Source organism: Spirillospora sp. NPDC052269, assembly GCF_040679435.1.
Classification (GTDB): domain Bacteria; phylum Actinomycetota; class Actinomycetes; order Streptosporangiales; family Streptosporangiaceae; genus Spirillospora.
Map to the genome: position 1 here is coordinate 266,623 of NZ_JBFAUU010000005.1, position 21,321 is coordinate 287,943.

A 21,321-nucleotide genomic window follows, 5' to 3' on the forward strand; every position below is an offset into this window, starting at 1 on the left:
CCGTGCCCGCTACCTCTCGGCCGCCGGCCCCCCCCCCCCGCCGCCCCCCCCCCCCCGCCGGGGGGGGGGGGGGGGGGGGGGGGGGGGGGGGGGGGGGGGGAAGGGGGACGCGAGTCTCGGGGCACTCGGATGGCATGATCACGGTGGAGCCGCCCGCGCCGGACGGGCAGCGGCCTGCCTGTGCGGGTGTTGGCGAGGCCGGTGATGGGGTAGCGCTTCGGGGGCTGCCGGTAGGCCCTGGCGCGCGTGGGCGTGGGTCTTGGCGCGTTCGGGCTGAAGGTGTGCTCGCGAGCGGGCTGTTAATTCCTTGTTATCAGGACGGGTAGGTGTTTCAGGCCGTTCTGGAAGTTGGAGACGAGGCGGACGGGGGCGCCGGCGGGGGTGATGTCGAGGGGGAGGAGTTCGCGGTAGATCGCGCGCATCTGGGTGCGGGCCAGGTGGGCGCCGAGGCAGATGTGGGGGCCGAAGCCGAAGCTGAGGTGGTCGTTGGGGGTGCGGGTGACGTCGAAGCGGTCCGGGTTCGGGAAGACGGCGGGGTCGCGGTTGGCGGACGCGTGGTAGACGACGACCTTCTCGCCGGCCCTGATCGCCTGGCCGCCGAGGGTGAGGTCGCGGGTGGCGGTGCGGCGGAAGTCCATGACCGGGGGCCAGAAGCGGAGGATCTCGTCGACGGCGGTGGGCAGGAGGGACGGGTCGTCGCGCAGGCGCCGGAACTCGGCGGGGTGGTCGAGGAGGGTGAGGAGGCCGCCCGGGATGCCGTTGCGGAGGGTCTCGTTCCCGGCGACGGCGAAGAGGAAGAACATGTTCTCGAACTCGGGGCGGGTCAGGCCGCCGGCGAGCATGCGGGACATGACGTCCTCGCCGGGTGAGCGGCGCTTCTCGTCCGCGAGGGCGTGGGCGTAGGCGAACATGTCGCGCAGGGCGGCCTCGGAGCGGGGGTTCATCGGACGGCCGTCCGGGCGGGTGAGGGCGGCCGGGCGCTGCGCCACCGAGGCGCGGCCCATGGGGCTGAGGGCGTCGATGTCGGCGGTGGACAGGCCCGCGTAGTCGTCGTCCTGGTAGCCGATGATGCGGGACGCCCAGTCGTAGAGCAGGCGGCGGTCGCCGTCCGGGATGCCCATGATGTGGGCGAGTGTCCAGACGGGCAGGTCGGCGGCCAGCTCGACGAAGTCGATCTCGCCGTCGGCGGACGCGACCAGGGCGCGGGCCCGCTCGCTGATCGTCTCCTCCAGGGCGCGGACGGCCCGCGGGGTGAACGCGGCGGCGACGATGCGGCGCGTCCGGGAGTGGTCCGGCGGATCCTGGTTGAGCATCATCGCCTGGACGAACCGCAGGTCCTCAGGCGTGTCGGGGTCGCGGATCTGGGTGGCGCCGAGGTGGGACGAGAAGTCGGCGGCGGTGCGCAGCACGTGCTTGACGTCCGGGTGGCGGAAGGCCGCCCAGTAGCCGGGGCCGGACGGCCAGGGGCCGACGGCGGGTTCCGGGATCCGGCAGACCGGTGATTCCGCACGAAGCCGGGCAAAGGTGTCGTAGGGCACGCCTTCGGCGTAAGTGGCGGGCAGGAAGACCTCCGCGAGCATGATCCCAGCGTGCATCATGACGGGGTGACGGTAGAAGAGGCGGAGAAGGTCCTGCGCGAGAACTTCGCGCCGTGGGTGCTCGACCTCGGGCTGCGCGTCGAGGACGTCGGGGAGGGCGCCGCGCGCGTGCGCCTGCCCTGGTCGGACCGGCTGGCGCGGGAGGGCGGCGGGCTGTCCGGGCAGGCCATGATGGCGGCGGCCGACACCGCGACGGTGATCGCGGTGTCCGGGGCGCGCGGCGGGTTCGTCCCGATGACGACCGTCCAGCTCAACACCACGTTCCAGCGTCCGGTGAAGGACGCCGACGTGCTCGTGGACGTCCGGCTGACCAAGCTAGGCCGGACGCTGGCGTTCGCCGACATCGCGATGACGGCGGACGGACGTCCGGACGACATCGTCGCGCACGCCACGACCGTTTACGCGATCATGGGGTGATGACGAAGCGCACCGAGACCGTCCGGGTGCCGGACGGCGAGTTCTCCCTGCACGTGTGGCTGCCCGAGAAGGGCACCGGCCCCGGGATCCTGCTCATCCAGGAGATCTTCGGGGTCGGCGACTACATGGCCGCCGTCGCGGAGGACCTGACCGCGCTCGGCTACGTCGTGGCCGCGCCCGACATGTTCTGGCGGCTCGAGCCCGACTGGTCGGTCGAGCAGAGCGAGACGATGATGGCCGAGGCCGGCGACAAGGTGTCCCGGTTCGACTGGGAGAAGGGGCCGGACGACCTGGAGGCCGCGCTCGACCGGATGCGCGAGCTGCCCGAGGTGACCGGCGGCGCCGGGGCGATCGGGTTCTGCTTCGGCGGGTCGCTCGCGTTCGTCCTCGCGGCCCGCGCGTCCGCCAAGCTGGACGCCGTCGTGTCGTTCTACGGCTCCCGCGTCTCGAACTTCCTCGACCGCGCCGGGGACGTCACCGCGCCGATCCAGTTCCACTTCGGCGGGTCCGACCCGTTCATCCCGCGCGAGGAGGTCGCCACGGTCGAGGCGGCGCTCGCGGGACGCGACAACGTCGAGTTCCACGTCCAGGAGGACGGCGGGCACGCCTTCCACAACCGCACCTCGCCGATGTTCCACCAGCCCGAGCCCGCCGCGCGCGCCTGGGCCCTGACCGAGGACTTCCTCGCCCGCCGCCTTCCGGTCTCCTGACCTTCCCAGCGGTCCAGCGCCGAGGCCCAGGGCTTTGACGTCAAGGCTCAGGGCTCCCGCGCCGAGGCCCAGGGCTCTGATGTCGAGGTTCAGGGCTCCTGCGCTGGGCCCCAGGGTTCTGACGTCGAGACTCAGGGCTCCAGCGCGGAGGCGATCGCGGCCAGATGGTCGTCGGAACCCGCCCGTCCGAGCAGCATCACGCCGAACGGGCGGCCGTCCACCTGGCCGTGCGGGACGGCCACGGCCGCCATGCCGAGCATGTTCGTGGAGTTCGTGAACCGTCCCAGCCGGGCGTTCGCTCCGACGGGGTCGGCCGCGACCTCGGCGATCGTGGGGTGGCCTGGGGCCGTGGGGAGCAGCAGGGCGTCCGCCTCTCCCAGGGCGCTCATGGCCTCGTCCCGCAGCTCGGCGAGGCGTTCACGGTCGCTGAACAGGCGGAACGCCGGAATGTCAGAGGTCGCTGCCACGATGGACGCGACGGTGGGATCGAGGTCGGGGGAGCCGTCGGCGATGAACGCGCCGACGGCCGTGTACCGCTCGGCGATGAATGCTCCTCCGTAGAGGAGATCGCCGGCGTCGACGAAGGGGGAGACATCGACGGGCAGCCGATCCGCTTCTAGAGCGCGCGCCGCCGAGGCGTAGGCGTCGGCCCAGCCCCGGGCCAGTTCGCCGAGGTCATCGGTGCTGTTCGGCACGGCTACACGCCATGGGCCGGGACGTCGCGGAGGGGCCGTGACCGGGCCGTCCGCCAGGTGGCCGAGCACGCGATGGGCCAGGCTCAGCGTGCGCGCGAAGACACCGACGCAGTCGAGGCTGCGGCATGCCGGGACGACGCCGTCCGTCGTGATCAGGCCGGGTGTCGGCTTGAGGCCGACGACCCCGTTGAACGCGGCGGGGACGCGCGCCGAGCCTGCCGTGTCCGTGCCCAGGGCGACGTCGGCGATGCCGAGCGCCACGGCGACCGCCGATCCTGAACTCGACCCGCCGGACACATACGCGGGATCGACCGCGTTGCGCACCACGCCGTACGGGCTGCGCGTCCCGACCAGCCCGGTCGCGAACTGGTCCATGTTCGCCGTCCCCAGGACGACCGCACCGGCCTCGCGCAGCCGCGTCACAGCGGGCGCGTCCGCCCTGGCGACCTGTCCGTAGGACGGGCACCCAGCGGTCGTCCGCAGCCCCGCCACGTCGAAGTTCCCCTTGACCGCCGCCACCATTCCGGCCAGCGGTAGTCCGGGATCGACCGCGGCCGCCTCATCCTCGACCTCCTCCTGAGGCCGCAACGCGATCCAGACCTCCGGACGGTCGACCTCGGCGATCCGAGCGAACGCCCGCCGAACCCGCCCCACCACGTCCACGGACTCCCGCGCCGCGTCCATGGCACCCAGCATCTCGCCCGCCTTCAACCCCATGCCCACCCACCTGCTCCGCGCCGCAGCCCACCGCGCCGCTCGTCCGCTCGGCGTTCCACTGCGGGGATACCCGTTCGGGCCGTTCGCTCTCAGGTCGCCCTCCTGGACGACGTCCAGCAGCGACAGAAGGCCGGGGGCGTCGGCTTGCTGGTGGGCGGGGTCAGGCGGGGGTGGGGAGGGGGAGGCGGGCGAGTTCGCGGCGGGAGGAGATGCCGAGCTTCGGATAGGCCTTGTAGAGGTGGTATTCGACCGTTCGGGGGCTGAGGAAGAGCTGGGCGGCGATCTCGCGGCTGCTGGTGCCCGCGGCGGCGAGCCTGACGACCTGGAGTTCCTGCGGGGTCAGGCGGTCCAGGAGGGTGGGGGCGGACGCGAGGGCGGGGGGCGTGCCCTCGCCGCTGGCGCGGAGTTCGGCGCGGGCGCGGTCGGTCCAGGGGACGGCGTGGAGGTACTCGAAGGTCTCCAGGGCCGAGTGCAGGCGGGCGCGGGCGTCCGAGCGGCGGCGGTGGCGGCGGAGCCACTCGCCGTAGGCCAGCTCGGTGCGGGCCTTCTCGAAGGGGCGGACGGACCGTTCGTGCAGGTCCAGGGCCTGGACGAACGGGTCCTCGGTGTCGGAGACGAGTGCTTCACAGCGGAGCGCGACGGCGCGGGCCCACGGCTGCCCGCCGGCGTCCGCCCAGCGGGAGAGGCGGGCCTGCGCGGCGGCGGCCGTTTCCGGACGGTCGATCCGCAGGGCCGCCTCGACCAGGTCGGCGGACGCCGCCATCACGGCGGCGGTGTGCCGGTGCGGGCCGTGGAAGACGTCCTCGAGTCGCCGGACGACCTCGTCGTGGCGTCCGAGGCTCAGGTCGAGGAGGGCGCGGGACGTCTCGGCGCACGCGTCGTCCGGCAGAGCGGCGCGCACGCCCGCCGCGTCGCCCGAGAGGGCCGCGAGCCGGGCCAGGACGGCGTCGCCGCGCTGCCGGAGGCCCGTGTCGCGGGCCAGGGCGCGGGCCTCGCCGGCGGACGACTCGGCGTCGGGGTGCAGGCCCATCGCGACCTGGACCTGGGCGAGCGCCTCCAGCAGGTCGGGGAGGGCGCCGATCCGTCCCAGGCGGCGGTCGCGGGAGGCGGCGGCGGTCGCGAGGCCGAGGGTCTGCTCGTCCGCGCCCAGGATGACGCCCGCCCGGACGGCGTCGGGGCCTCCGTCGCGGACGGCCTGGGCGAGCAGCGGCAGGCCGGTCGCGTAGTCCTCGGTCGTGAGGGCGGCGAGGCCCGTGACGAACGCGTCGTCGCCGAGGCGGGACGCGGCGTCCTGGACGGACGCGGTGTCGCCGCCCGTCCACGCGTAGGCGGCGGCGATGCGGAGCATGCGCCGGGTGTCGGACGGTTCGGCTTGTCCCGCGTGGGTCAACAGGAGGCCGGCGGCGCGGCGTCCGTCGCCGCGTTCGGCCTGGACGGCCGCGCGTACGCACGCGAGGCGGGCCAGCAGGACGGGGTCGGACGTCAGGGCGGCCGCCTCCTGCGCGCTGTCCTCGGCGGCCTCGGGGCTTCCGGCGGTGAGGACGGCGTCGGCGGCGGCCGTGAGGCGGGCGGCGCGGGAGTCGTCGTCCGGGCTGAGCGAGGCGGCCTGCCGGTAGAGGCGGGCGACGACGCCGATGGCCGCCTTGCCGCGGGCGCGCTCGGCGGCGGCCTGCAGGTCGGCGGCGACGTCCTCGTCGGGTCCCATGGCCGCGGCGGCGCGGTGCCGGACGCGGCACTCGGGGTCGTCGGCGGCCATGGCGAGCGCGCGGTGCACCATGATCCGGCGGGCGGTCGGAGCGCCCTGGTAGGCGGCGGCGCGGATCAGCGGGTGCCGGAACGCGATCCCGGTGCCGGTCACCTCGACCATGCGCAGCCGCTCGGCATCGGTCAGGTCGTCCAGGCCGAGGCCGAAGGACGCGGCGGCGCGCACGAGGCTCGGCAGGTGGCCCCGGCCCTCGGCCGCGGCGATCAGCAGCAGCTCGCGGGTGCGTTCGGGCAGCTCGGCGATCTGGGCGCGGAACGCGGCGAGCACGCGCTCGGTGACCGGCAGCATCCCGGGAGCGGCCGGCCCCGCCGTGCAGAACTCGAGCAGGGCGAGGGGGTTGCCCGCGGCCTCCTCCATCACCCGCTGGACGGCGTCGGCGGTGAGTCCGCGTGCTTCGAGGACGCGGACGGCGTCGCAGTTCTCGAGGCGTCCGAGGGGCGCCTCGGGCAGGCCGGAGCCGAGCAGGGCCTCGTCGCGCGCGGCGACCAGGACGACCACGCCCTCGGCGGCGAGCCGCCGGACGGCGAACAGCAGCGCGTCGACGCTCGCCGCGTCCAGCCACTGCGCGTCGTCCACCAGGCAGAGCGCGGGACCGTCGCCCGCGAGGTCGGCCAGCAGCGTCAGCAGGCCGAGCCCGACGCCGAACCGGTCGCCCTGCCCGCCGTCCGCGAGGCCGAGGGCGGTGCGCAGCGCCTCCGCCTGTGTGCCCGGCAGCGCGTCCACGCGGTCGCGGACGGGCCACAGCATCTGGTTGAGCCCGCCGAAGGCGATGCTCTGCTCGGCCTCGTATCCAGTGGCCCGCAGTACGCGCGCGTGCGCGCACGTCTGAGCGGCCCACTCCAGCAACGCCGACTTGCCGATCCCGGCCTCGCCGCGCAGCAGCAGGGCGCCGCTGCGGCCGTTGTCGCGCGCGTCGTCCAGCAGTTCCGCGATCCGCGTCTGTTCGGTGTCCCGCCCGTAAAGCACGTGACCAACTTACGGGCACGAATACCGAAGTCCTACGGATTCGCCCCGTAGTTCCCGGCTCGTACCTTCGTGACCAGTGAGAACAGCAGCATGACACGCAGGGAGTTGGACGAGATGGACGAGTTCTTCACGCCGGTGGCCGTCGGAAACCTGAAGCTGCCCAGCCGTCTGGTGATGGCCCCGATGACCCGCAGCCGCGCCGTGGACGCAGGGAAGGTGACCGAGCTGACGGCCGAGTACTACGGGCAGCGCGCCGCCGCCGGGTTGATCATCACCGAGGGCACTCAGCCGAGCGTCAAGGGCCAGGGGTACGTGTCCACGCCCGGCCTGCACGACGACGACCAGGTGGTCGCCTGGCGCGCGGTGACGGGCGCCGTCCACGCCGAGGGCGGACGGATCTTCGCGCAGATCATGCACTCGGGCCGGATCGGCCACCCCTACCTGTACCCGGACGAATCGCTGCCGCTCGGCCCGTCCCCGATCGCGTCCGGCGAGAAGCTGTACACCCCGGACCGGGGCATGCTCGAGCATCCCGCGCCCCGTGAGATGACCCTCGAGGACATCGCCGTCGCCATCGAGGAGTTCACGGCCGCCGCGCGCAACGCGATCGAGGCGGGCTTCGACGGAGTCGAGCTGCACGGCGCGAACGGCTACCTGATCCAGCAGTTCCTCGCGGACGGCAGCAACCACCGGACGGACGCGTACGGCGGCTCGATCGAGAACCGCAACCGCTTCGCCGTCGAGGTCGCGCGGGCGGTCGCGGACGCGATCGGCGCGGACCGCGTCGGGCTCCGCGTGTCGCCCGGGACGTCCGTCAACGGCATCAGCGAGAGCGACCCGGTCCCACAGTACGAGGCGCTGCTGCGCGAGCTGAACCCGCTCGGGCTCGCCTACCTGCACGTCATGGAGCTGGGCGACCGGGCGCTGACGCTCCGGCTGCGGGACGCGTGGGACGGCACGCTCCTGCTCAACCCGCACCCGACCCCGGCGGACTTCCCCGCCAGCCCCGAACGCGGCGCCGAGGCTCTGCGGGACGGCGTTGCCGACGCCATCGTGTTCGGCGAGCTGTGGCTCGCCAACCCCGACCTGCCCGAGCGCATCAAGGTGGGCGGCCCCTACAACAAGGCCGAGCAGGCGAGCTTCTTCGGCGGCGACCACCGGGGCTACACCGACTACCCGTCCCTCGGCTGAGAACCCGAACGAGAACAGAACCCCGAACGAGAGCGGAGCCTGGACGAGAACCCGGACGAGAGCGGAGCCTGGACGAGAGCGGAACCCGGACGAGGAACAAGGAAGCCGTGCACTGCCCCGAGGGGCGGCGCACGGCTTTCCTTGAGCGTGCTGCTCAGCGGTGCCTGGCAGCGATGCTCCGCAGCGGTGTCTAGTAACCGGGCCGGACGGCCCCGTTGAACACGCGCTTGTAGTAGCTGTTGAGTTTGACCTTCTTGACGTGACGGCCCGAGCCCGGCGCGTGGATCATGTAGCCGTGGCCGACGTAGATGCCCATGTGGGTGCGTCCGCCGTAGAAGAACAGCAGGTCACCCGCGACCGCGCCCTTCCACGAGACCTTGTAGTGGACGGCACGGTAGATCTGCTGCGTCGTGCGGGGCAGCTTCACCCCGGCCTTGCGCCAGGAACCGCCGGCGAGGCCGGAGCAGTCCCAGGAGCCGGGACCGGTGCCGCCGTAGCGGTACGGGTCGCCGATCTGCTTGTAGGCGTAGGCGATGGCGACCTTCGCACGGGCCTTCTGCCGGGCGGCACGCTGCTTCGCGGTGAGGGACGCGAGTGCGTTGACACTGGTGACCGGCGACGCCGGGGCCGCGTGCGCGGGGGCCGCGACGAGCGCGGATCCGCAGACGGCGGCGGCGGTGGCGACCAGGGCGGCACGCTTCAGCGGCTTGAGGTTTCGGGGGGTATGCAGAACGACTCCAGACCTAGCAGTGGGTGCCTGCCGGTGCGGCGTGGTTCGTCGTCCGCTCGCGTCAAGGGGGGCCGCGAGGGCGGCGGGCCGCGGTGCGGACCCGGGCGCGTTCCGGTCGACGCTCCAGGCGGGAGCGGTCCGGAGGGACGCCTTGGGGGCCGCGTCCGGCTCCGTGCTTCAGGCTGCACGGACTCGGCGCTCGACGTCGGCGGTGCGGAGCGGGGGATGCGCCCGCCGTGCGTCGGGTGTTCTGTTGTCGGCGGCGTCCATGCCGCGGGTGATCGGCAGGAACGTAGCCAGACTTCGCCTTTGTTGGCAAATCCCGGGAGTCGCCGGACGTGTCCGAAGGGTCGCGACGGTTCCGCTATTGGGCGTTCTGCCTGCGATTTTCCGCGCCCTATTCGTCCAATGTGATCTGCCTCACATGGCGACTCTCAGGGCGGTTTCGGGGCCCCGGAGGTCTCGGGCGACGGTGACGGTCGGTAGTGAAGGCGGGTTCATCCGTGCTCGCATGTAGTGCTCCGGTCACCCTTTGTCGGCGTCCGGGGCGATGGCCGTCGAGCGGGTCATGCCGAGGTAAAGCTCCCTGTTCACGCCTCACCGGGTGGTCGCCGTCGGAGAACGGACAAAGGTCCCAGATTGCTGTGATGGAGGGCAATGGGGAAGTTGTTCCGATCGCCGTAATGGTGATTACCCGGTGTTATCTCATCTCGTGGAACGGCCCGGTCTTAATGGTTCCGTGAACCACGTCACAAAGGGGTGACGCGTGGAGGAGGCGGCCTTTCAATGCCCCGGTGTCCGGTTCCACGGCCCCGCCGGAACGCCCCCCGGGCGAACGAGAACGGCGTCCGCGTCGAGCGCGAACGCCGTTCCGTGTCTGCTCCGTGACTGCGGCTCGCTTCGGGTCCGTCCTCCGATGCGCCCGCGGTCCGCTTCGCGCCTGCCGTGCCTGTTGTCCGCTTCGTGTCCGTCGTGCGTCTTGTGTCCGTCGTGCGCTTCGTGGCTGTCGTGCGCTTCGTGTCTGTTGTGTGCTTCGTGCCTGCCGTCCGCTTCGGGCTCGCCTCGCCGGCTCCCCGGCGGCGCGTCCGATGGCCCGTTCCGGCCATTCGCGGTTGGGTGGTGCGGGAGGTCGGCCAACGGGGCGTCGATCAACCCCAGGAGCCCGAGGCCGACTCGACGTAGGGGGCGTTCGGCGGCAGCGGCGAGCCGGGCTGGACCGGACGCGGCGCGATGCCCGCCTCCTGCCGGTCCCGCACGCACTTGGCCAGCGTGAACGTCGAGGTCGTCACGTAGAGCATGCCGAGGGCCAGGAAGCCGCGCACCCACATGGGCGCCGGCAGGTACACGATCCCGACGGTGACCGCCGCCATCGAGACCATGAAGGAGATGATCGCCTGCACGAAGAACGCCGTCGTGCTCTTGAGCTGGAGGAATCGATCCATGCCGTTCACTTTCCTCCGCGCCGGGCGGCCGCGCCTGAGTAGCAGGACGGGGAGTGCTACTCATTCCGTGCACTCGGGTGCCTAGGTAACCGGCGGTTTTCCCGCCCGTCGCGTTTCACACCGCTCTTTCCATCTGCTCTTTCGCACCGCTTCCTCCCTCTTCTTCCCCCTGGCTTTGCCGCATCCGGTCAGGCGCGCCGGTTGACGGCCGTCCCGTCCGCGCCTGTGATCGCAAGCGGGGAACCCCGGAGGGAGCCGTCGTGCCAGCAGGAACCGCATCCGGAAGAACCGAGCCGACGCCGCAGTCGACGCCGACGCCGGCACCGGCCGTGGGCCGCCGCGCCGCCGTGACCGCGCTCGCCCTGGCCGCCTCGTCCGCGCTCGTCCCGCAGAGGGCCGCGCGGGCCGAGGCCGCGAAGGCGTCGAAGGTGCCGAAGGTCCCGGCGAACTTCATGTGGGGCGTCGCCACGTCCGGCTTCCAGGCCGAGGGGAGCTTCCCGGACAGCAACTGGACGCGGTTCATCGCGCAGAAGAAGCCCGGCATCACCGACCCGTACAAGAAGTCGGTGGACTTCCTGCACCGCTACCCGGAGGACCTCGCGCGCGCACGCGCGTTGGGAGTGAACGTGTTCCGGACGTCCATCGAGTGGGCGCGGGTCGAGCCGAAGCGCGGACACCGCGATCCGGCCGCCCTCGCCTACTACGACGACCTCGTCCGGCGGATCCGCGCCCTCGGGATGCGCCCGATGCTCACGCTCGACCACTGGGTCTACCCCGGCTGGGTCGCAGACCAGGGCGGATGGGGCGACCCGAGGACGGTGGCCGACTGGCTCGACGAGGTGAGCTTCATCGTCCGGCGCTACCGGGGGATGGGCGTCATCTGGATCACCTTCAACGAGGCGAGCTTCTACCTCGTCCGCGAGCTCGCGGACGCGCCGCTCACACCCGCGCAGGCGGACGTCATGCGCGCTGGCCTGGTCAAGGCGCACCGCGCCGCGTACGACCTCATCCACAGACTCGATCCGGGCGCTCCGGTGTCGACGAACATCGCCTACGGGACGGTCCTGAACGGCTTCATGGACGGCGTCCTGTTCGACCACGTCATGGACAAGCTCGACTTCGTCGGCGTCGACTACTACTACGGCGCGAGCCTCTTCAACACGTCCGCGACGAACGCCATCACGGGCGCGCCCTGGAAGGTGGACCCGGAACCGGACGGCCTCTACTACGTCCTGCGCAACTACCAGCGCCGCCTGCCCAAGCTGCCGCTCTACGTCGTCGAGAACGGGTTCTCGACCGACGGCGGGAAGGCGCGCGCGGACGGCTACACCCGCACGGACCACCTGCGCGACCACGTCTACTGGCTGCAGCGCGCGATCGGCGACGGCGTGAAGGTCATCGGCTACAACTACTGGAGCCTGACCGACAACTACGAGTGGGGAAGCTTCCGGCCGCGCTTCGGCCTCTACACCGTGGACGCCCTGACCGACCCGAAGCTGACGCGCCGTCCGACCGACGCCGTCGCCGCCTACCGGCGGATCATCGCCGGACGCGGCGTGCCGTCCGGGTACACACCCGTGAGAAAGCCCGCCTGGTGCACGGTCGAGGACCCGTCCACCTGCCTCACCCCGACCCCGACCCCGCCGGCCCAGTGACCACAGACCCCGCCCGTCCGATGACCCGCCTGAGACCGTAATCTGACCTGTGGGTAACATCACCCCGAACCAGATTCGGTCTGACGTAAGGTGCTGCTTATGGACCTGAACGGAGTATCCGCCGTCGTCTCCGGCGGTGCGAGCGGCCTCGGCGAGGCCACCGCGCGCGAGCTGGCCGCGAACGGCGTCAAGGTGGTCGTCGCGGACCTCAACGAGGACAAGGGCAAGGCCCTCGCCGAGGAGCTCGGCGGTGTGTTCGTCAAGACCGACGTGTCCGACGCGGCGCAGGTCGAGGCGGCCGTCCAGGCCGCCGTCGACACCGGCGCCCCGCTGCGGATCATCGTGAACTCCGCGGGCATCGGCTGGGCCGAGCGCACCGTCAACCGCGACGGCTCGCCGCACAGCCTCGAGACCTACACCAAGGTCATCCAGGTCAACCTGGTCGGCACCTTCAACCTCATGCGGATCGGCGCGGCGGCCATCGCCAAGACCGAGCCCGCCGACGCGGACGGCCTGCGCGGCGTCGTCATCAACACCGCGTCCATCGCGGCGCTGGAGGGCCAGACCGGCCAGCTCGCCTACTCGGCGTCCAAGGGCGGCATCGTCGGCATGACGCTGCCCGCCGCCCGCGACCTCGCCGCGATCGGCGTCCGGGTCAACACCGTCTGCCCGGGGATCATCGACACCCCGATCTACGGCGAGGGCGAGGCGGCCGAGGCGTTCAAGGCCAAGCTGTCGGCCCCGGTGCCGTTCCCGAAGCGGATGGGCCGGCCGAGCGAGTTCGCGCACCTGGTGCGCTCGCTCATCGAGAACGACTACATGAACGGCGAGACGGTCCGGTTCGACGGCGGCATCCGCTTCCAGCCCAAGTGAGGCCCTGAATGTCCGAAGCTGTACTGGTCGAGGAGGACGGGGCCGTCCTCGTCATCACCATCAACCGCCCGGAGGCCCGCAACGCGGTCAACGGCGCGGTGGCGCAGGGCATCGCGGCGGCCCTGGACACCCTCGACTCGCGCAAGGACCTGTCCATCGGCGTCCTCACCGGCGCGGGCGGCACGTTCTGCGCGGGCATGGATCTCAAGGGCTTCCTCACCGGGGACAACCCGATGGTGGAGGGCCGCGGGTTCGCCGGGATCGTGGAGCGGCCCTCGGCCAAGCCGCTGATCGCGGCGGTCGAGGGCTACGCCTTGGCGGGCGGCTGCGAGATCGCGCTGTCCTGCGACATGGTGGTGGCGGCGAAGGACGCGCAGTTCGGGCTCCCCGAGCCCAAGCGCGGCCTGGTCGCGGCGGCCGGCGGCCTGCTCCGCCTGCCCCGCCGGATCCCGTACCACATCGCCATGGAGATGGCGCTGACCGGCGACAAGTACCCGGCGGACCGGATGGCGGAGTTCGGCTTCGTCAACCGGCTCACCGAGTCCGGCGGCGCGCTCGCCGCCGCCAAGGAGCTCGCGCTCAAGGTCGCCGAGAACGCCCCGCTGGCCCTCGCCGCCACCAAGAAGGTCATCGTCGAGTCGCCCGAGTGGACGGCCGACGAGGCGTGGGCGAAGCAGAGCGAGATCGTCATCCCGGTGTTCGGCTCCAAGGACGCCCAGGAGGGCCCGGCCGCCTTCGCCGAGAAGCGCAAGCCGGTCTGGAAGGGCGAGTGACGCTCACCTGAGCGCCGGCCCGAACAGAGATCGTCGGAACGCCCGGGGGCGCGCGCCCCCGGGCGTTTCGCTGTCCTCTGCGTGGTGTCAGCGTGGTTTGTCTTACTTCTGAGTAAGTCTTCCCGTACTCTTTTCGCGTTCTGATCGATCTCGCGGGAGTGGGTGCCCATGCGCTGGAACGCGGTTCTCAGTACGGCCGTCGCCACCACGGGCGCCGCGTCGCTCGTCCTCGCCGCCTCCCCGGCGGCGCTGGCGGCGGGCTGGCGCAACGTCAACGGCGGCGCGGCCCTCAAGTACTCCGGCAGCCTCGACCGCGTCGACTTCGCGGCCAAGGACGTCGGCTGGGCGGTCGGCTCCAAGGGGACCGTGACCTCGCCGAACCCGGTCATCGCCCGCTACACGGCCAAGGGCTGGGCCGCGCAGGCGAGCCCGGTGAAGTTCTCCCCGATGGACGTCGCCGCCGCGTCCGCCAAGAACGCCTGGGTCGTCGGCTACGGCGCGTTCATGAACCCGGTCTCGATCCACTGGAACGGCACCAAGTGGGTCAAGGCCGACTACCCGCTGGTCGGGATCCCGTTCCAGGTGGCCGCAGCGTCCGACGGGACGGCCTACTCGACCGCCGGGATCAGCTACTCGGCCGGGATCGGCGCCGTGCTCCGCTGGAACGGCAAGGCCTGGGCGGACGCCAAGGTGCCGCTCCCCAAGAACACGACGATCACCGCCGTGGACGTCCGGAACCGCGCCGACGTCTGGCTCGCCGGGACGACCACCGCCGACGGCAAGAAGATCACCGGCCTCGTCTACCACTACGACGGGAAGACCTGGAAGCGCATCGACGTGCCGGGGGAGTTCGGCGCCACGGCCTACCAGGCGATCATCTACCGGCTCGTCGCGCTGTCCCCGACCAACGTGTACGCCGTGAAGGACGCGCAGGCCGCCCAGACGACCAACGCGCTCCTGCACTGGGACGGCAAGACCTGGAAGTCGTACACGACACCGCTGAACTCGGCCGGGCTCGGCCTTTCGGCGGACGGGCGCGGCGGCGTGGTCGTCCTGCCCGCCGGGAACAACGGCAAGGCCCGTTACCTGCACTTCAACGGAAAGACGTGGAGCACGCTCTACGGGCCGTCCCGGAAGGGGACCGTGCTGGTGACCGACGCCGACCAGCGGCCCGGCACCACGGGCGTCGTGGGCGTCGGCATGGCCTCGTCCGGCAGTGCGCGCACCCCGTTCATCGAACTGTTCGGCTGACCTTTTCCCAGGCGGGAAGCGCTTCAGCCCCCGAAGCCCGGCGGCTTCGGGGGCTGAACTTTCTCTCAACGGACTCTCGGCGCGTGTTCAGACTCCCTTCAGGTTCGCGTGGAAACCTCTGGGAAGATTGGACTAGGGGGTTCTTCTCAATTGGCTGAGCGGACGGTGACCATGGCCGGCAGGACGCCGGAGGCGGTTCTGCTGGTGGTCGAGGACGAACCGAACATCCTCGAGCTGCTGGCCGGGAGCCTGCGCTTCACCGGCTTCGAGGTCGTCACCGCGACCAACGGGGCCGACGCGGTGCAGGCCGCGCGGCGGCACCGCCCCGACCTCATCGTCCTGGACGTCATGCTCCCGGACATCGACGGCTTCGACGTCGCGCGGCGGCTGCGCTCCGGCGGCGACCACACCCCGGTGCTGTTCCTGACCGCCCGGGACGCCGTCCAGGACCGGATCAAGGGCCTCACCATCGGCGGCGACGACTACGTCACCAAGCCGTTCAGCCTGGAGGAGGTCATCGCCCGGATCCGGGCCGTCCTGCGGCGGTTCCGCGGCGGCGTGACCGAGCCCCCGCCGCGGCTGGTCTTCGCCGACATCGAGCTGGACGAGGACACCCACGAGGTCTGGCGCGGCGGCAAGGTCATCCAGCTCTCGCCGACCGAGTTCAAGCTGCTGCGCTACTTCATGGCCAACGCGGGACGCGTGCTGTCCAAGGCGCAGATCCTCGACCACGTGTGGAACTACGACTTCCGCGGCGACGCCGGGATCGTCGAGTCCTACGTCTCCGCGCTGCGCCGCAAGGTCGACAACGTCGAGCCCCGCCTCATCCACACCCTGCGCGGTGTCGGCTACGTCCTGCGCGAACCACCCGACCAGGGATGACGACCCCGCCCGCCACCGGCGGCGTTCCGGCGCGGCTGCGGCGGGCGTTCCGCCGCGTGCCGCTGCGGATGAAGCTGATCGTCGGGATGCTCGTCCTGGTGGCGCTCGGGCTGACCGTGATGGGCGCGGCGGGCAGCGCCGCGCTGCGCGGCTACATGATCCAGCAGGCCGACGACCAGCTCCAGACCACCGCCAAGAAGGTCATGGTCGGGCTCGCGGGACACCGCCCCTACTACACCCTGCCGGACGTGATGTACGTGCAGGTGTGGTCGGCGGAGGCCGACGGGCAGCCCATCCTCAACAACCTCCGCGGTCTCGCCGTGGACCCGCGGACCGTCCCGGTCATCTCCCGTGACGAGGCGCTGCGCCGCCAGGACGAGATCTTCACCGTCCACGGCTCCGGCAAGGGCGGGCTGTGGCGGGTGATGGCGTTCACGACCCGCGGCGGCGACGTCGTCGTCCTCGGACGCGACCTCAGCGACGTCCGGGGCACGGTCCGGCAGCTCGTCACGATCGACATCACCGTCGGCGTCCTGGTCCTCGGCGGGCTCGGCGCGCTCGCGGCGCTCGTCGTCACGGCCAGCCTGCGCCCGCTGCGGACGATGGAGGCGACGGCGGAGGCGATCGCGCGCGGCGAGCTGTCCCGGCGCGTCCCGGACGCCGACCCGGCCACCGAGGTCGGACGGCTCGGCGCGACCTTCAACTCGATGCTCGGCCAGATCGAGGCGGCGTTCGGCGCGCAGGCGCTCTCGGAGGCCGCGGCGCGGCGCTCGGAGGAGGCGGCGCGGCACTCCGAGGAGAACGCGCTGCGCTCGGAGGAGCGGATGCGCCGGTTCGTCGCGGACGCGTCGCACGAGCTGCGCACCCCGCTGACCGCGATCCGCGGCTTCGCCGAGTTCTACCGGCAGGGCGCGGCCCGCACCCCGGCCGAGCTCGACCGGCTCATCGGGCGCATCGAGGAGACCGCGGCCCGGATGGGCCTGCTCGTGGAGGACCTGCTGCTCCTGGCCCGCCTCGACCGGCAGCGTCCGGTGGAGCGGCGTCCGGTGGACCTGCTCGCGGTCGCCGCCGAGGCCGTCCAGGAGACGCGGGTGGTCGCCCCGGACCGTTCGGTCGACCTGGACGTCGACGGCGGCATCGCCTACCAGATCCTCGGGGACGAGCCGCGGCTGCGGCAGGTGCTCGGCAACCTGCTGACGAACGCGATCGTCCACACCCCGGCGGGCACGGCGATCGAGGTGCGGCTGAGCCCCGGCACGCTCGAGGGCGCCCCGGCCGCGGTCTGCGAGGTCGCCGACCAGGGTCCCGGGCTGAGCCCCGAGCAGGCCGAGCGGGTCTTCGAACGCTTCTACCGCGCCGACAAGGCGCGCAGCCGCGAGGACGGCGGCACCGGCCTCGGCCTCGCGATCGTCGCCGCGCTGGTCGCCGCGCACGAGGGCCGCGTCGAGGTGGACGCGGGCACCGGCACCGGCGCCACCTTCCGCGTCATCCTCCCCCTCGCGCCGGACTGACCCGCCGCCCCGCCGCCTTCTGCGGGCGGCACGGTTGGCCGGAGTCCAACGACCCGTCCGCGTTCAGAAGACTTTCAGGTGCAGTGCAGGGCGGCCTCAGTCCCGGCGCGCATTCTGAAAGCGACGGAACGACAGGGGGCCTCCGGATGAGCAACGACCAGCAGGACTTCGCTCCTCGCCCGGACGGTCCGGACGCCACCAGGCGCCCGGACGCTCATCACGAGACCCCTGTCGCACCGCCCCGAGCGGCACGGCGGCACCCCGAACCGCCGTTTGCCGGAACCGGGCCGTCCGGACCAGCCGAGCCGTCCCCGTGGCAAGGCACCCCGGACGCGCCCACCTCGGTCCGGGACGGCTCGATCCCCGTCGAGCCGTCCCGGACCGGACCGGCGTCCGTTCCGTCCCCGCAGGCGGGGACGTTCCAGGGCGGGTTCCCCACCCCGATGACCTCTTCTCCAGCCATGCCCCACCCGGCCGGCCAGGTCCCTCCGACATCCACCGCTCCGTTCGGCGGAGTGCCCGGTGGACCTGGGGGTCCCGGACCGCTCGGCGGTCCTGGCGGCCCCGGTGCGGGCTGGCCGCCGCCGGGCGCTCCGGTCCCCTTCGGCGCCCCGGTGCCGCCGCGACAGAGCCTGTGGGGCTGGAGCGCGCGGCGCAGGCTCGCCCTCCTCGGCGCCGCCGCGGCGATCGCGCTCGGCGCGGGCGGCGTCGGCGCGGCGGCCACGCTCGCGATCGACGGCGGCGCCGGCTCGCTCTCGGGCCCGTCCGCGGTCGCCGGGGTCTCTACGAAGGGGGACGCCACGACCGCGCAGGTCGCCAAGGCCGTCCAGCCGTCGGTGGTGTCGGTGCAGACCGTCACCACGTCCGGCGAGGGCACCGGTTCCGGCGTCATCCTCCGCGCGGACGGGACGATCCTGACCAACGCGCACGTGGTGTCCGGCGCGCGCCAGGTGACGGTGAAGTTCAACGGCGGCAAGACCGCTCCGGCGAGGATCCTCGGGGTCGACACGGCCCACGACATCGCGGTGATCCAGGCGCCCGGCGTGTCCGGGCTGCGTCCGGCGGTCTTCGGCGACAGCTCCAAGCTGGCCGTGGGCGACCCGGTGCTCGCCGTCGGCAGCCCGCTCGGCCTGGACGGTTCGGTGACGTCCGGGATCGTCTCGGCGCTCGGCCGCAGCATCCAGGAGGGCGACGGAGGCGGCGGAGGCGGCGGAGACCAGCAGGACGTCCCGCCGTTCGCGCAGGGCCGCTTCACCGCGCAGCAGAGCACGGTGATCAAGAACGCGATCCAGACCGACGCGGCCATCAACCCGGGCAACTCCGGCGGCGCGCTGGTGAACGGCGCGGGCCAGGTCATCGGGATCAACACGGCCATCGCCACCTCCGGCGACGGCTCGGGCAGCATCGGGGTCGGGTTCGCGATCCCGGCCAACGACGCCCGGAAGGCGGTCAACCGGATCATCGGCTCCGGCTCCGTCTGAAAAGGACTCACCACGGGGCGGCGTCCGGCCTCGGGCTCTGGGGGGAGCGGGCGGACGGCACGCCGGCCCCGGCGGTGGAGAACGGGCTGTCAGGGATCACCGTCCCCGACGGCCCGAGGGAAGAGCACGGCCGCGCGGTCTTGAGGGAGACCGCGCGGCCGTGTCCCGTTTCCGGCCGCCGGAATCGGGCCGCCGGAATCGGGCCGCCGGAATCGTGCGGCCGGAATCGGGCCGCCGGGAAATGGGACGACATGATCGGGCCCCGGTGGGGATAATCGGAACATGCCCGGCATCATCAACGTCCGCGACTCGGTCTTCATCCCGGAGACCGAGCTGACCTGGCGCTTCTCGCGATCGTCCGGGCCCGGCGGGCAACACGTGAACACCAGCTCGACCGCCGCCGAACTCTCCTTCGACGTCCTGAACTCGCCGTCCCTGGCGGAGCCGCTGCGCGCCCGCGCCCTGGAACGGCTCGCCGGACGGCTCGTCCACGGCGTCCTGTCGATCCGGGCCGAGGAGCACCGGTCGCAGCTGCGCAACCGCGAGGCCGCGAAGGCGCGGCTGGCGGCCGTCCTGTCGGACGCGATCGCGCCGCCGCCGAAGAAGCGCATCCCGAAGAAATTGCCGCGCGGCATCAACGAACGGCGCCTGGAAAACAAGCGGCGCCGCTCGGACGTGAAACGCGGCCGCTCCTCCCGCTGGGGCTGACCCGCCCGCGCGCCGCTTTCCCCCGGCTGGGAACCCCCGCGCCCGCCTGCGCGCGGCGCTTTTCGTCCGGGTGGGAACCCGCGCAACCGCCTGCGCGTGCCGCTTTTCGTCCGGCCCGGGGAACCGGGCATTAATTGATCTTGTAAACGCGGTTCAGCGGAGCTCGCGCACGGCCCTCAGGGCGTCCTTGCGCGTCGGCCCTTCGAGCGTGTCGATGTAGACCTCGCCGTTCAGGTGGCCGGTCTCGTGTTGCAGGCAGCGGGCGAAATAGCCGGTGCCCTCCACCCGGACGGGCCCGCCGTTCTCGTCCTGCCCCTCGACGACCGCGCGGGCGTGGCGCGGCGTCGGGAACCGGTGGCCGGGGAACGAGAGGCAGCCCTCGTCCTCGACCAGCGGCTCGCCGTCGGCCTCGACCAGGCGCGGGTTGGCGACGTGGCCGGTGTGGCGCCGGCCCCGGTCGTCCACGCAGTCGTAGACGAACAGGCGGAGCGGGACGCCGATCTGGTTCGCCGCCAGGCCCGCGCCGTTCTGCGCGTCCAGCGTGGCGACCATGTCGGCGATCAGGCGGTGCAGGGAGTCGTCGAAGGCCCGGACGGGGTCGCAGGCGGTGCGCAGCACCGGGTCCCCGAGCAGGCGGACGGGTCGAACCGTGGCCATGACATTCGATCGTACAAAGCTGGCGCGCGAACTCCGCAACGGATCCGGCCGCGAACTCCGTAGCGGATCCGGACGCGCACTCCGCGACCGATCCGGAGACGAACGCGCCGCTGCCCCCGGATACCGGGGGCAGCGGCGCGTCGAGCGATGTCCGGCCGGTCGGGCCGTGGGGTTCCGGGTCAGTCGATGAAGTCCGCGGGCGGCTCGCCGTCCAGCCGGGGAGCGGCCGAGACGGGCTTCGCCGGGGCGGCCTTGACCTGCGGCGGGATCGGCGACACCGCGTGGTCGGCCCCCGGGACGTCGTCCAGCGCGGACGGCGCGGACGGCGCGTGCGACGGCGCGGGCGGGGCCGGCGGCGGAGGCGTCCGCGGGATGCTCGAGACGGGCTTGGCGACGACCGGCTCCGGCGGCGCGGCGGGCGCGGGGGCCGGGGCGGGCGGGGTCGGCGGCTGCGCCTGGACGCCGTTCTGGCTCGCGTGCTGGTTCGGGAGCGAGCCCTGCTGGGCCGGGGCCGGGGCCGGGCGCTTGCGTGCGGCCGGAGCCCGGACGGCGTCCTCGACCATCTTCTCCAGCGGGCCCGCCTCGTTCTCGGCGGTGAGCAGCCGGTGCAGGGTCTCGGAGATCTCGGTGAGCCGCTGCAGCGCCTGCGTGTGGTTCTTGGTGAGGTGGTTCAGGCGCTGCGTGGCGCCCTCGTTGATGACGTTCGCGCGGCGCTCGGCGGACGTGAGGGTGCGCTCGGCCTCCAGGCGCGCGCTCGTCACCGTCTGCTCGGCCTCCTGCTTGGCCGCCGTCAGGACGCTCTCGGACTCCTTCTTCGCGGCCGCGAGCACCTGGTCGGCCTTCTCGCGCGCGTGCGCGAGGTCGCGGTCGGCGTGCCCGCGGGCGTCGTCCACGATCCGCGTGGACTCGTGCTCGGCCTCCTTGCGGATCTGGGCGCCCTTGGCCTCCGCGTCGGCCACCTTGTCCTTCGCCTCGTCCTCGGCGAGATTGATGATCTGCCGGAGCCGGTCGGACAGGTCGTCGCCGGTGGGCTTGCGGGCCTCCCGGACCTCGGCCATCTCCCGGCGGGTGCGCTCGACGTCGTCGAGGGCGCGGGCGAGCCGGGCCTCCAGCTCGCGGATCTGGTTCTGGCTGCGGGCGATGAACTCGTCGACCTGGCGGCGGTTGTAGCCGCGCATGACGATCTCGAAGGATTCCTCCCGGAGGAGGTTCGGCAGGATTTCCGCGTCGTTGCTCATGATGCCTTGGGGGTCGTGGCGGGGGGTGAGGATCACCCCTTGCGGGATCAGGGACGGCTCA

The 21,321-nt window shown here is 72.5% G+C and carries 18 protein-coding genes; 11 read left to right on the top strand and 7 right to left on the bottom strand.

Annotation, left to right across the window (positions count from 1 at the left end; genetic code table 11):
• Positions 1–299 precede the first annotated feature (299 nt).
• Complete coding sequence (locus AB0L06_RS12715) at positions 300–1,598, bottom strand: cytochrome P450 (protein WP_500231102.1); 1,299 nt, start codon at positions 1,596–1,598, stop codon at positions 300–302.
• 6 nt (positions 1,599–1,604) lie between these two features.
• Between AB0L06_RS12715 and AB0L06_RS12720 the strand changes: the two genes are divergently transcribed.
• Positions 1,605–2,015, top strand: coding sequence for a PaaI family thioesterase (locus AB0L06_RS12720; RefSeq protein WP_500231103.1), 411 nt, complete (start codon positions 1,605–1,607; stop codon positions 2,013–2,015).
• Positions 2,015–2,725 (top strand): dienelactone hydrolase family protein, encoded by a 711-nt coding sequence (locus tag AB0L06_RS12725; protein WP_500231104.1) that lies wholly within the window; start codon positions 2,015–2,017, stop codon positions 2,723–2,725. Before AB0L06_RS12720 ends, AB0L06_RS12725 begins: the two co-directional genes overlap by 1 nt.
• Before the next feature lie 131 nt (positions 2,726–2,856).
• Here AB0L06_RS12725 and AB0L06_RS12730 read toward each other — a convergent pair whose 3' ends face one another.
• Both AB0L06_RS12730 and AB0L06_RS12735 read right to left on the bottom strand, forming a co-directional pair.
• Entirely contained in the window at positions 2,857–4,137 is a 1,281-nt protein-coding gene (locus AB0L06_RS12730) for an allophanate hydrolase (protein ID WP_500231105.1), read from the bottom strand.
• 160 nt (positions 4,138–4,297) lie between these two features.
• On the bottom strand, positions 4,298–6,868 hold the full coding sequence (locus tag AB0L06_RS12735; protein WP_500231106.1) for a helix-turn-helix transcriptional regulator: 2,571 nt from the start codon (positions 6,866–6,868) through the stop codon (positions 4,298–4,300).
• Positions 6,869–6,982: 114 nt separating this feature from the next.
• Between AB0L06_RS12735 and AB0L06_RS12740 the strand changes: the two genes are divergently transcribed.
• On the top strand, positions 6,983–8,059 hold the full coding sequence (locus tag AB0L06_RS12740) for an alkene reductase (protein ID WP_500231318.1): 1,077 nt from the start codon (positions 6,983–6,985) through the stop codon (positions 8,057–8,059).
• A 190-nt stretch (positions 8,060–8,249) separates the two neighbouring features.
• Here AB0L06_RS12740 and AB0L06_RS12745 read toward each other — a convergent pair whose 3' ends face one another.
• Positions 8,250–8,789, bottom strand: a complete 540-nt coding sequence (locus AB0L06_RS12745; RefSeq protein WP_500231319.1) for a C40 family peptidase — start codon at positions 8,787–8,789, stop codon at positions 8,250–8,252.
• A 1,148-nt stretch (positions 8,790–9,937) separates the two neighbouring features.
• Positions 9,938–10,231: a YiaA/YiaB family inner membrane protein gene (locus AB0L06_RS12750; RefSeq protein WP_500231107.1), complete on the bottom strand. Its 294-nt coding sequence runs from the start codon at positions 10,229–10,231 to the stop codon at positions 9,938–9,940.
• 260 nt (positions 10,232–10,491) lie between these two features.
• On the opposite strand from AB0L06_RS12750, the gene AB0L06_RS12755 reads away from it, so the two are divergent.
• From AB0L06_RS12755 to arfB, 8 genes are all read left to right on the top strand, one after another.
• Complete coding sequence (locus tag AB0L06_RS12755) at positions 10,492–11,886, top strand: glycoside hydrolase family 1 protein (RefSeq protein ID WP_500231108.1); 1,395 nt, start codon at positions 10,492–10,494, stop codon at positions 11,884–11,886.
• Between the two features lie 99 nt (positions 11,887–11,985).
• Positions 11,986–12,759 (top strand): SDR family oxidoreductase, encoded by a 774-nt coding sequence (locus AB0L06_RS12760; RefSeq protein ID WP_500231109.1) that lies wholly within the window; start codon positions 11,986–11,988, stop codon positions 12,757–12,759.
• Between the two features lie 8 nt (positions 12,760–12,767).
• Complete coding sequence (locus tag AB0L06_RS12765) at positions 12,768–13,532, top strand: crotonase/enoyl-CoA hydratase family protein (RefSeq protein ID WP_500231110.1); 765 nt, start codon at positions 12,768–12,770, stop codon at positions 13,530–13,532.
• A gap of 168 nt (positions 13,533–13,700) precedes the next feature.
• On the top strand, positions 13,701–14,783 hold the full coding sequence (locus AB0L06_RS12770; protein ID WP_500231111.1) for a hypothetical protein: 1,083 nt from the start codon (positions 13,701–13,703) through the stop codon (positions 14,781–14,783).
• 171 nt (positions 14,784–14,954) lie between these two features.
• Positions 14,955–15,665, top strand: a complete 711-nt coding sequence (locus AB0L06_RS12775; protein WP_026417020.1) for a response regulator transcription factor — start codon at positions 14,955–14,957, stop codon at positions 15,663–15,665.
• The gene (locus tag AB0L06_RS12780) at positions 15,662–17,176 is read left to right on the top strand and encodes a sensor histidine kinase (RefSeq protein ID WP_500231112.1); all 1,515 of its coding nucleotides are present in this window, start codon (positions 15,662–15,664) and stop codon (positions 17,174–17,176) included. Before AB0L06_RS12775 ends, AB0L06_RS12780 begins: the two co-directional genes overlap by 4 nt.
• A 614-nt stretch (positions 17,177–17,790) precedes the next feature.
• Positions 17,791–18,657: a S1C family serine protease gene (locus AB0L06_RS12785; RefSeq protein ID WP_500231113.1), complete on the top strand. Its 867-nt coding sequence runs from the start codon at positions 17,791–17,793 to the stop codon at positions 18,655–18,657.
• Positions 18,658–18,939: 282 nt separating this feature from the next.
• Positions 18,940–19,365 (top strand): alternative ribosome rescue aminoacyl-tRNA hydrolase ArfB, encoded by a 426-nt coding sequence (arfB, locus tag AB0L06_RS12790; RefSeq protein ID WP_500231114.1) that lies wholly within the window; start codon positions 18,940–18,942, stop codon positions 19,363–19,365.
• Positions 19,366–19,518: 153 nt separating this feature from the next.
• Here the strand turns inward: arfB and def are convergent, their stop codons facing one another.
• Positions 19,519–20,022, bottom strand: a complete 504-nt coding sequence (def, locus tag AB0L06_RS12795; RefSeq protein ID WP_500231115.1) for a peptide deformylase — start codon at positions 20,020–20,022, stop codon at positions 19,519–19,521.
• A gap of 179 nt (positions 20,023–20,201) precedes the next feature.
• Positions 20,202–21,260, bottom strand: a complete 1,059-nt coding sequence (locus tag AB0L06_RS12800) for a DivIVA domain-containing protein (RefSeq protein WP_500231116.1) — start codon at positions 21,258–21,260, stop codon at positions 20,202–20,204.
• Positions 21,261–21,321: the final 61 nt, after the last annotated feature.

What these genes read in the sequence shown, in the direction of transcription:
- AB0L06_RS12715 (WP_500231102.1), bottom strand. Translation starts at nt 1,598, where the DNA reads ATGATGCACGCTGGGATCATGCTCGCGGAGGTCTTCCTGCCCGCCACT.
- AB0L06_RS12765 (WP_500231110.1), top strand. Translation starts at nt 12,768, where the DNA reads ATGTCCGAAGCTGTACTGGTCGAGGAGGACGGGGCCGTCCTCGTCATC.
- AB0L06_RS12730 (WP_500231105.1), bottom strand. Translation starts at nt 4,137, where the DNA reads ATGGGGTTGAAGGCGGGCGAGATGCTGGGTGCCATGGACGCGGCGCGG.
- AB0L06_RS12760 (WP_500231109.1), top strand. Translation starts at nt 11,986, where the DNA reads ATGGACCTGAACGGAGTATCCGCCGTCGTCTCCGGCGGTGCGAGCGGC.
- AB0L06_RS12780 (WP_500231112.1), top strand. Translation starts at nt 15,662, where the DNA reads ATGACGACCCCGCCCGCCACCGGCGGCGTTCCGGCGCGGCTGCGGCGG.
- AB0L06_RS12770 (WP_500231111.1), top strand. Translation starts at nt 13,701, where the DNA reads ATGCGCTGGAACGCGGTTCTCAGTACGGCCGTCGCCACCACGGGCGCC.
- arfB (WP_500231114.1), top strand. Translation starts at nt 18,940, where the DNA reads ATGCCCGGCATCATCAACGTCCGCGACTCGGTCTTCATCCCGGAGACC.
- AB0L06_RS12740 (WP_500231318.1), top strand. Translation starts at nt 6,983, where the DNA reads ATGGACGAGTTCTTCACGCCGGTGGCCGTCGGAAACCTGAAGCTGCCC.
- def (WP_500231115.1), bottom strand. Translation starts at nt 20,022, where the DNA reads ATGGCCACGGTTCGACCCGTCCGCCTGCTCGGGGACCCGGTGCTGCGC.
- AB0L06_RS12800 (WP_500231116.1), bottom strand. Translation starts at nt 21,260, where the DNA reads ATGAGCAACGACGCGGAAATCCTGCCGAACCTCCTCCGGGAGGAATCC.
- AB0L06_RS12750 (WP_500231107.1), bottom strand. Translation starts at nt 10,231, where the DNA reads ATGGATCGATTCCTCCAGCTCAAGAGCACGACGGCGTTCTTCGTGCAG.
- AB0L06_RS12725 (WP_500231104.1), top strand. Translation starts at nt 2,015, where the DNA reads ATGACGAAGCGCACCGAGACCGTCCGGGTGCCGGACGGCGAGTTCTCC.
- AB0L06_RS12775 (WP_026417020.1), top strand. Translation starts at nt 14,955, where the DNA reads ATGGCCGGCAGGACGCCGGAGGCGGTTCTGCTGGTGGTCGAGGACGAA.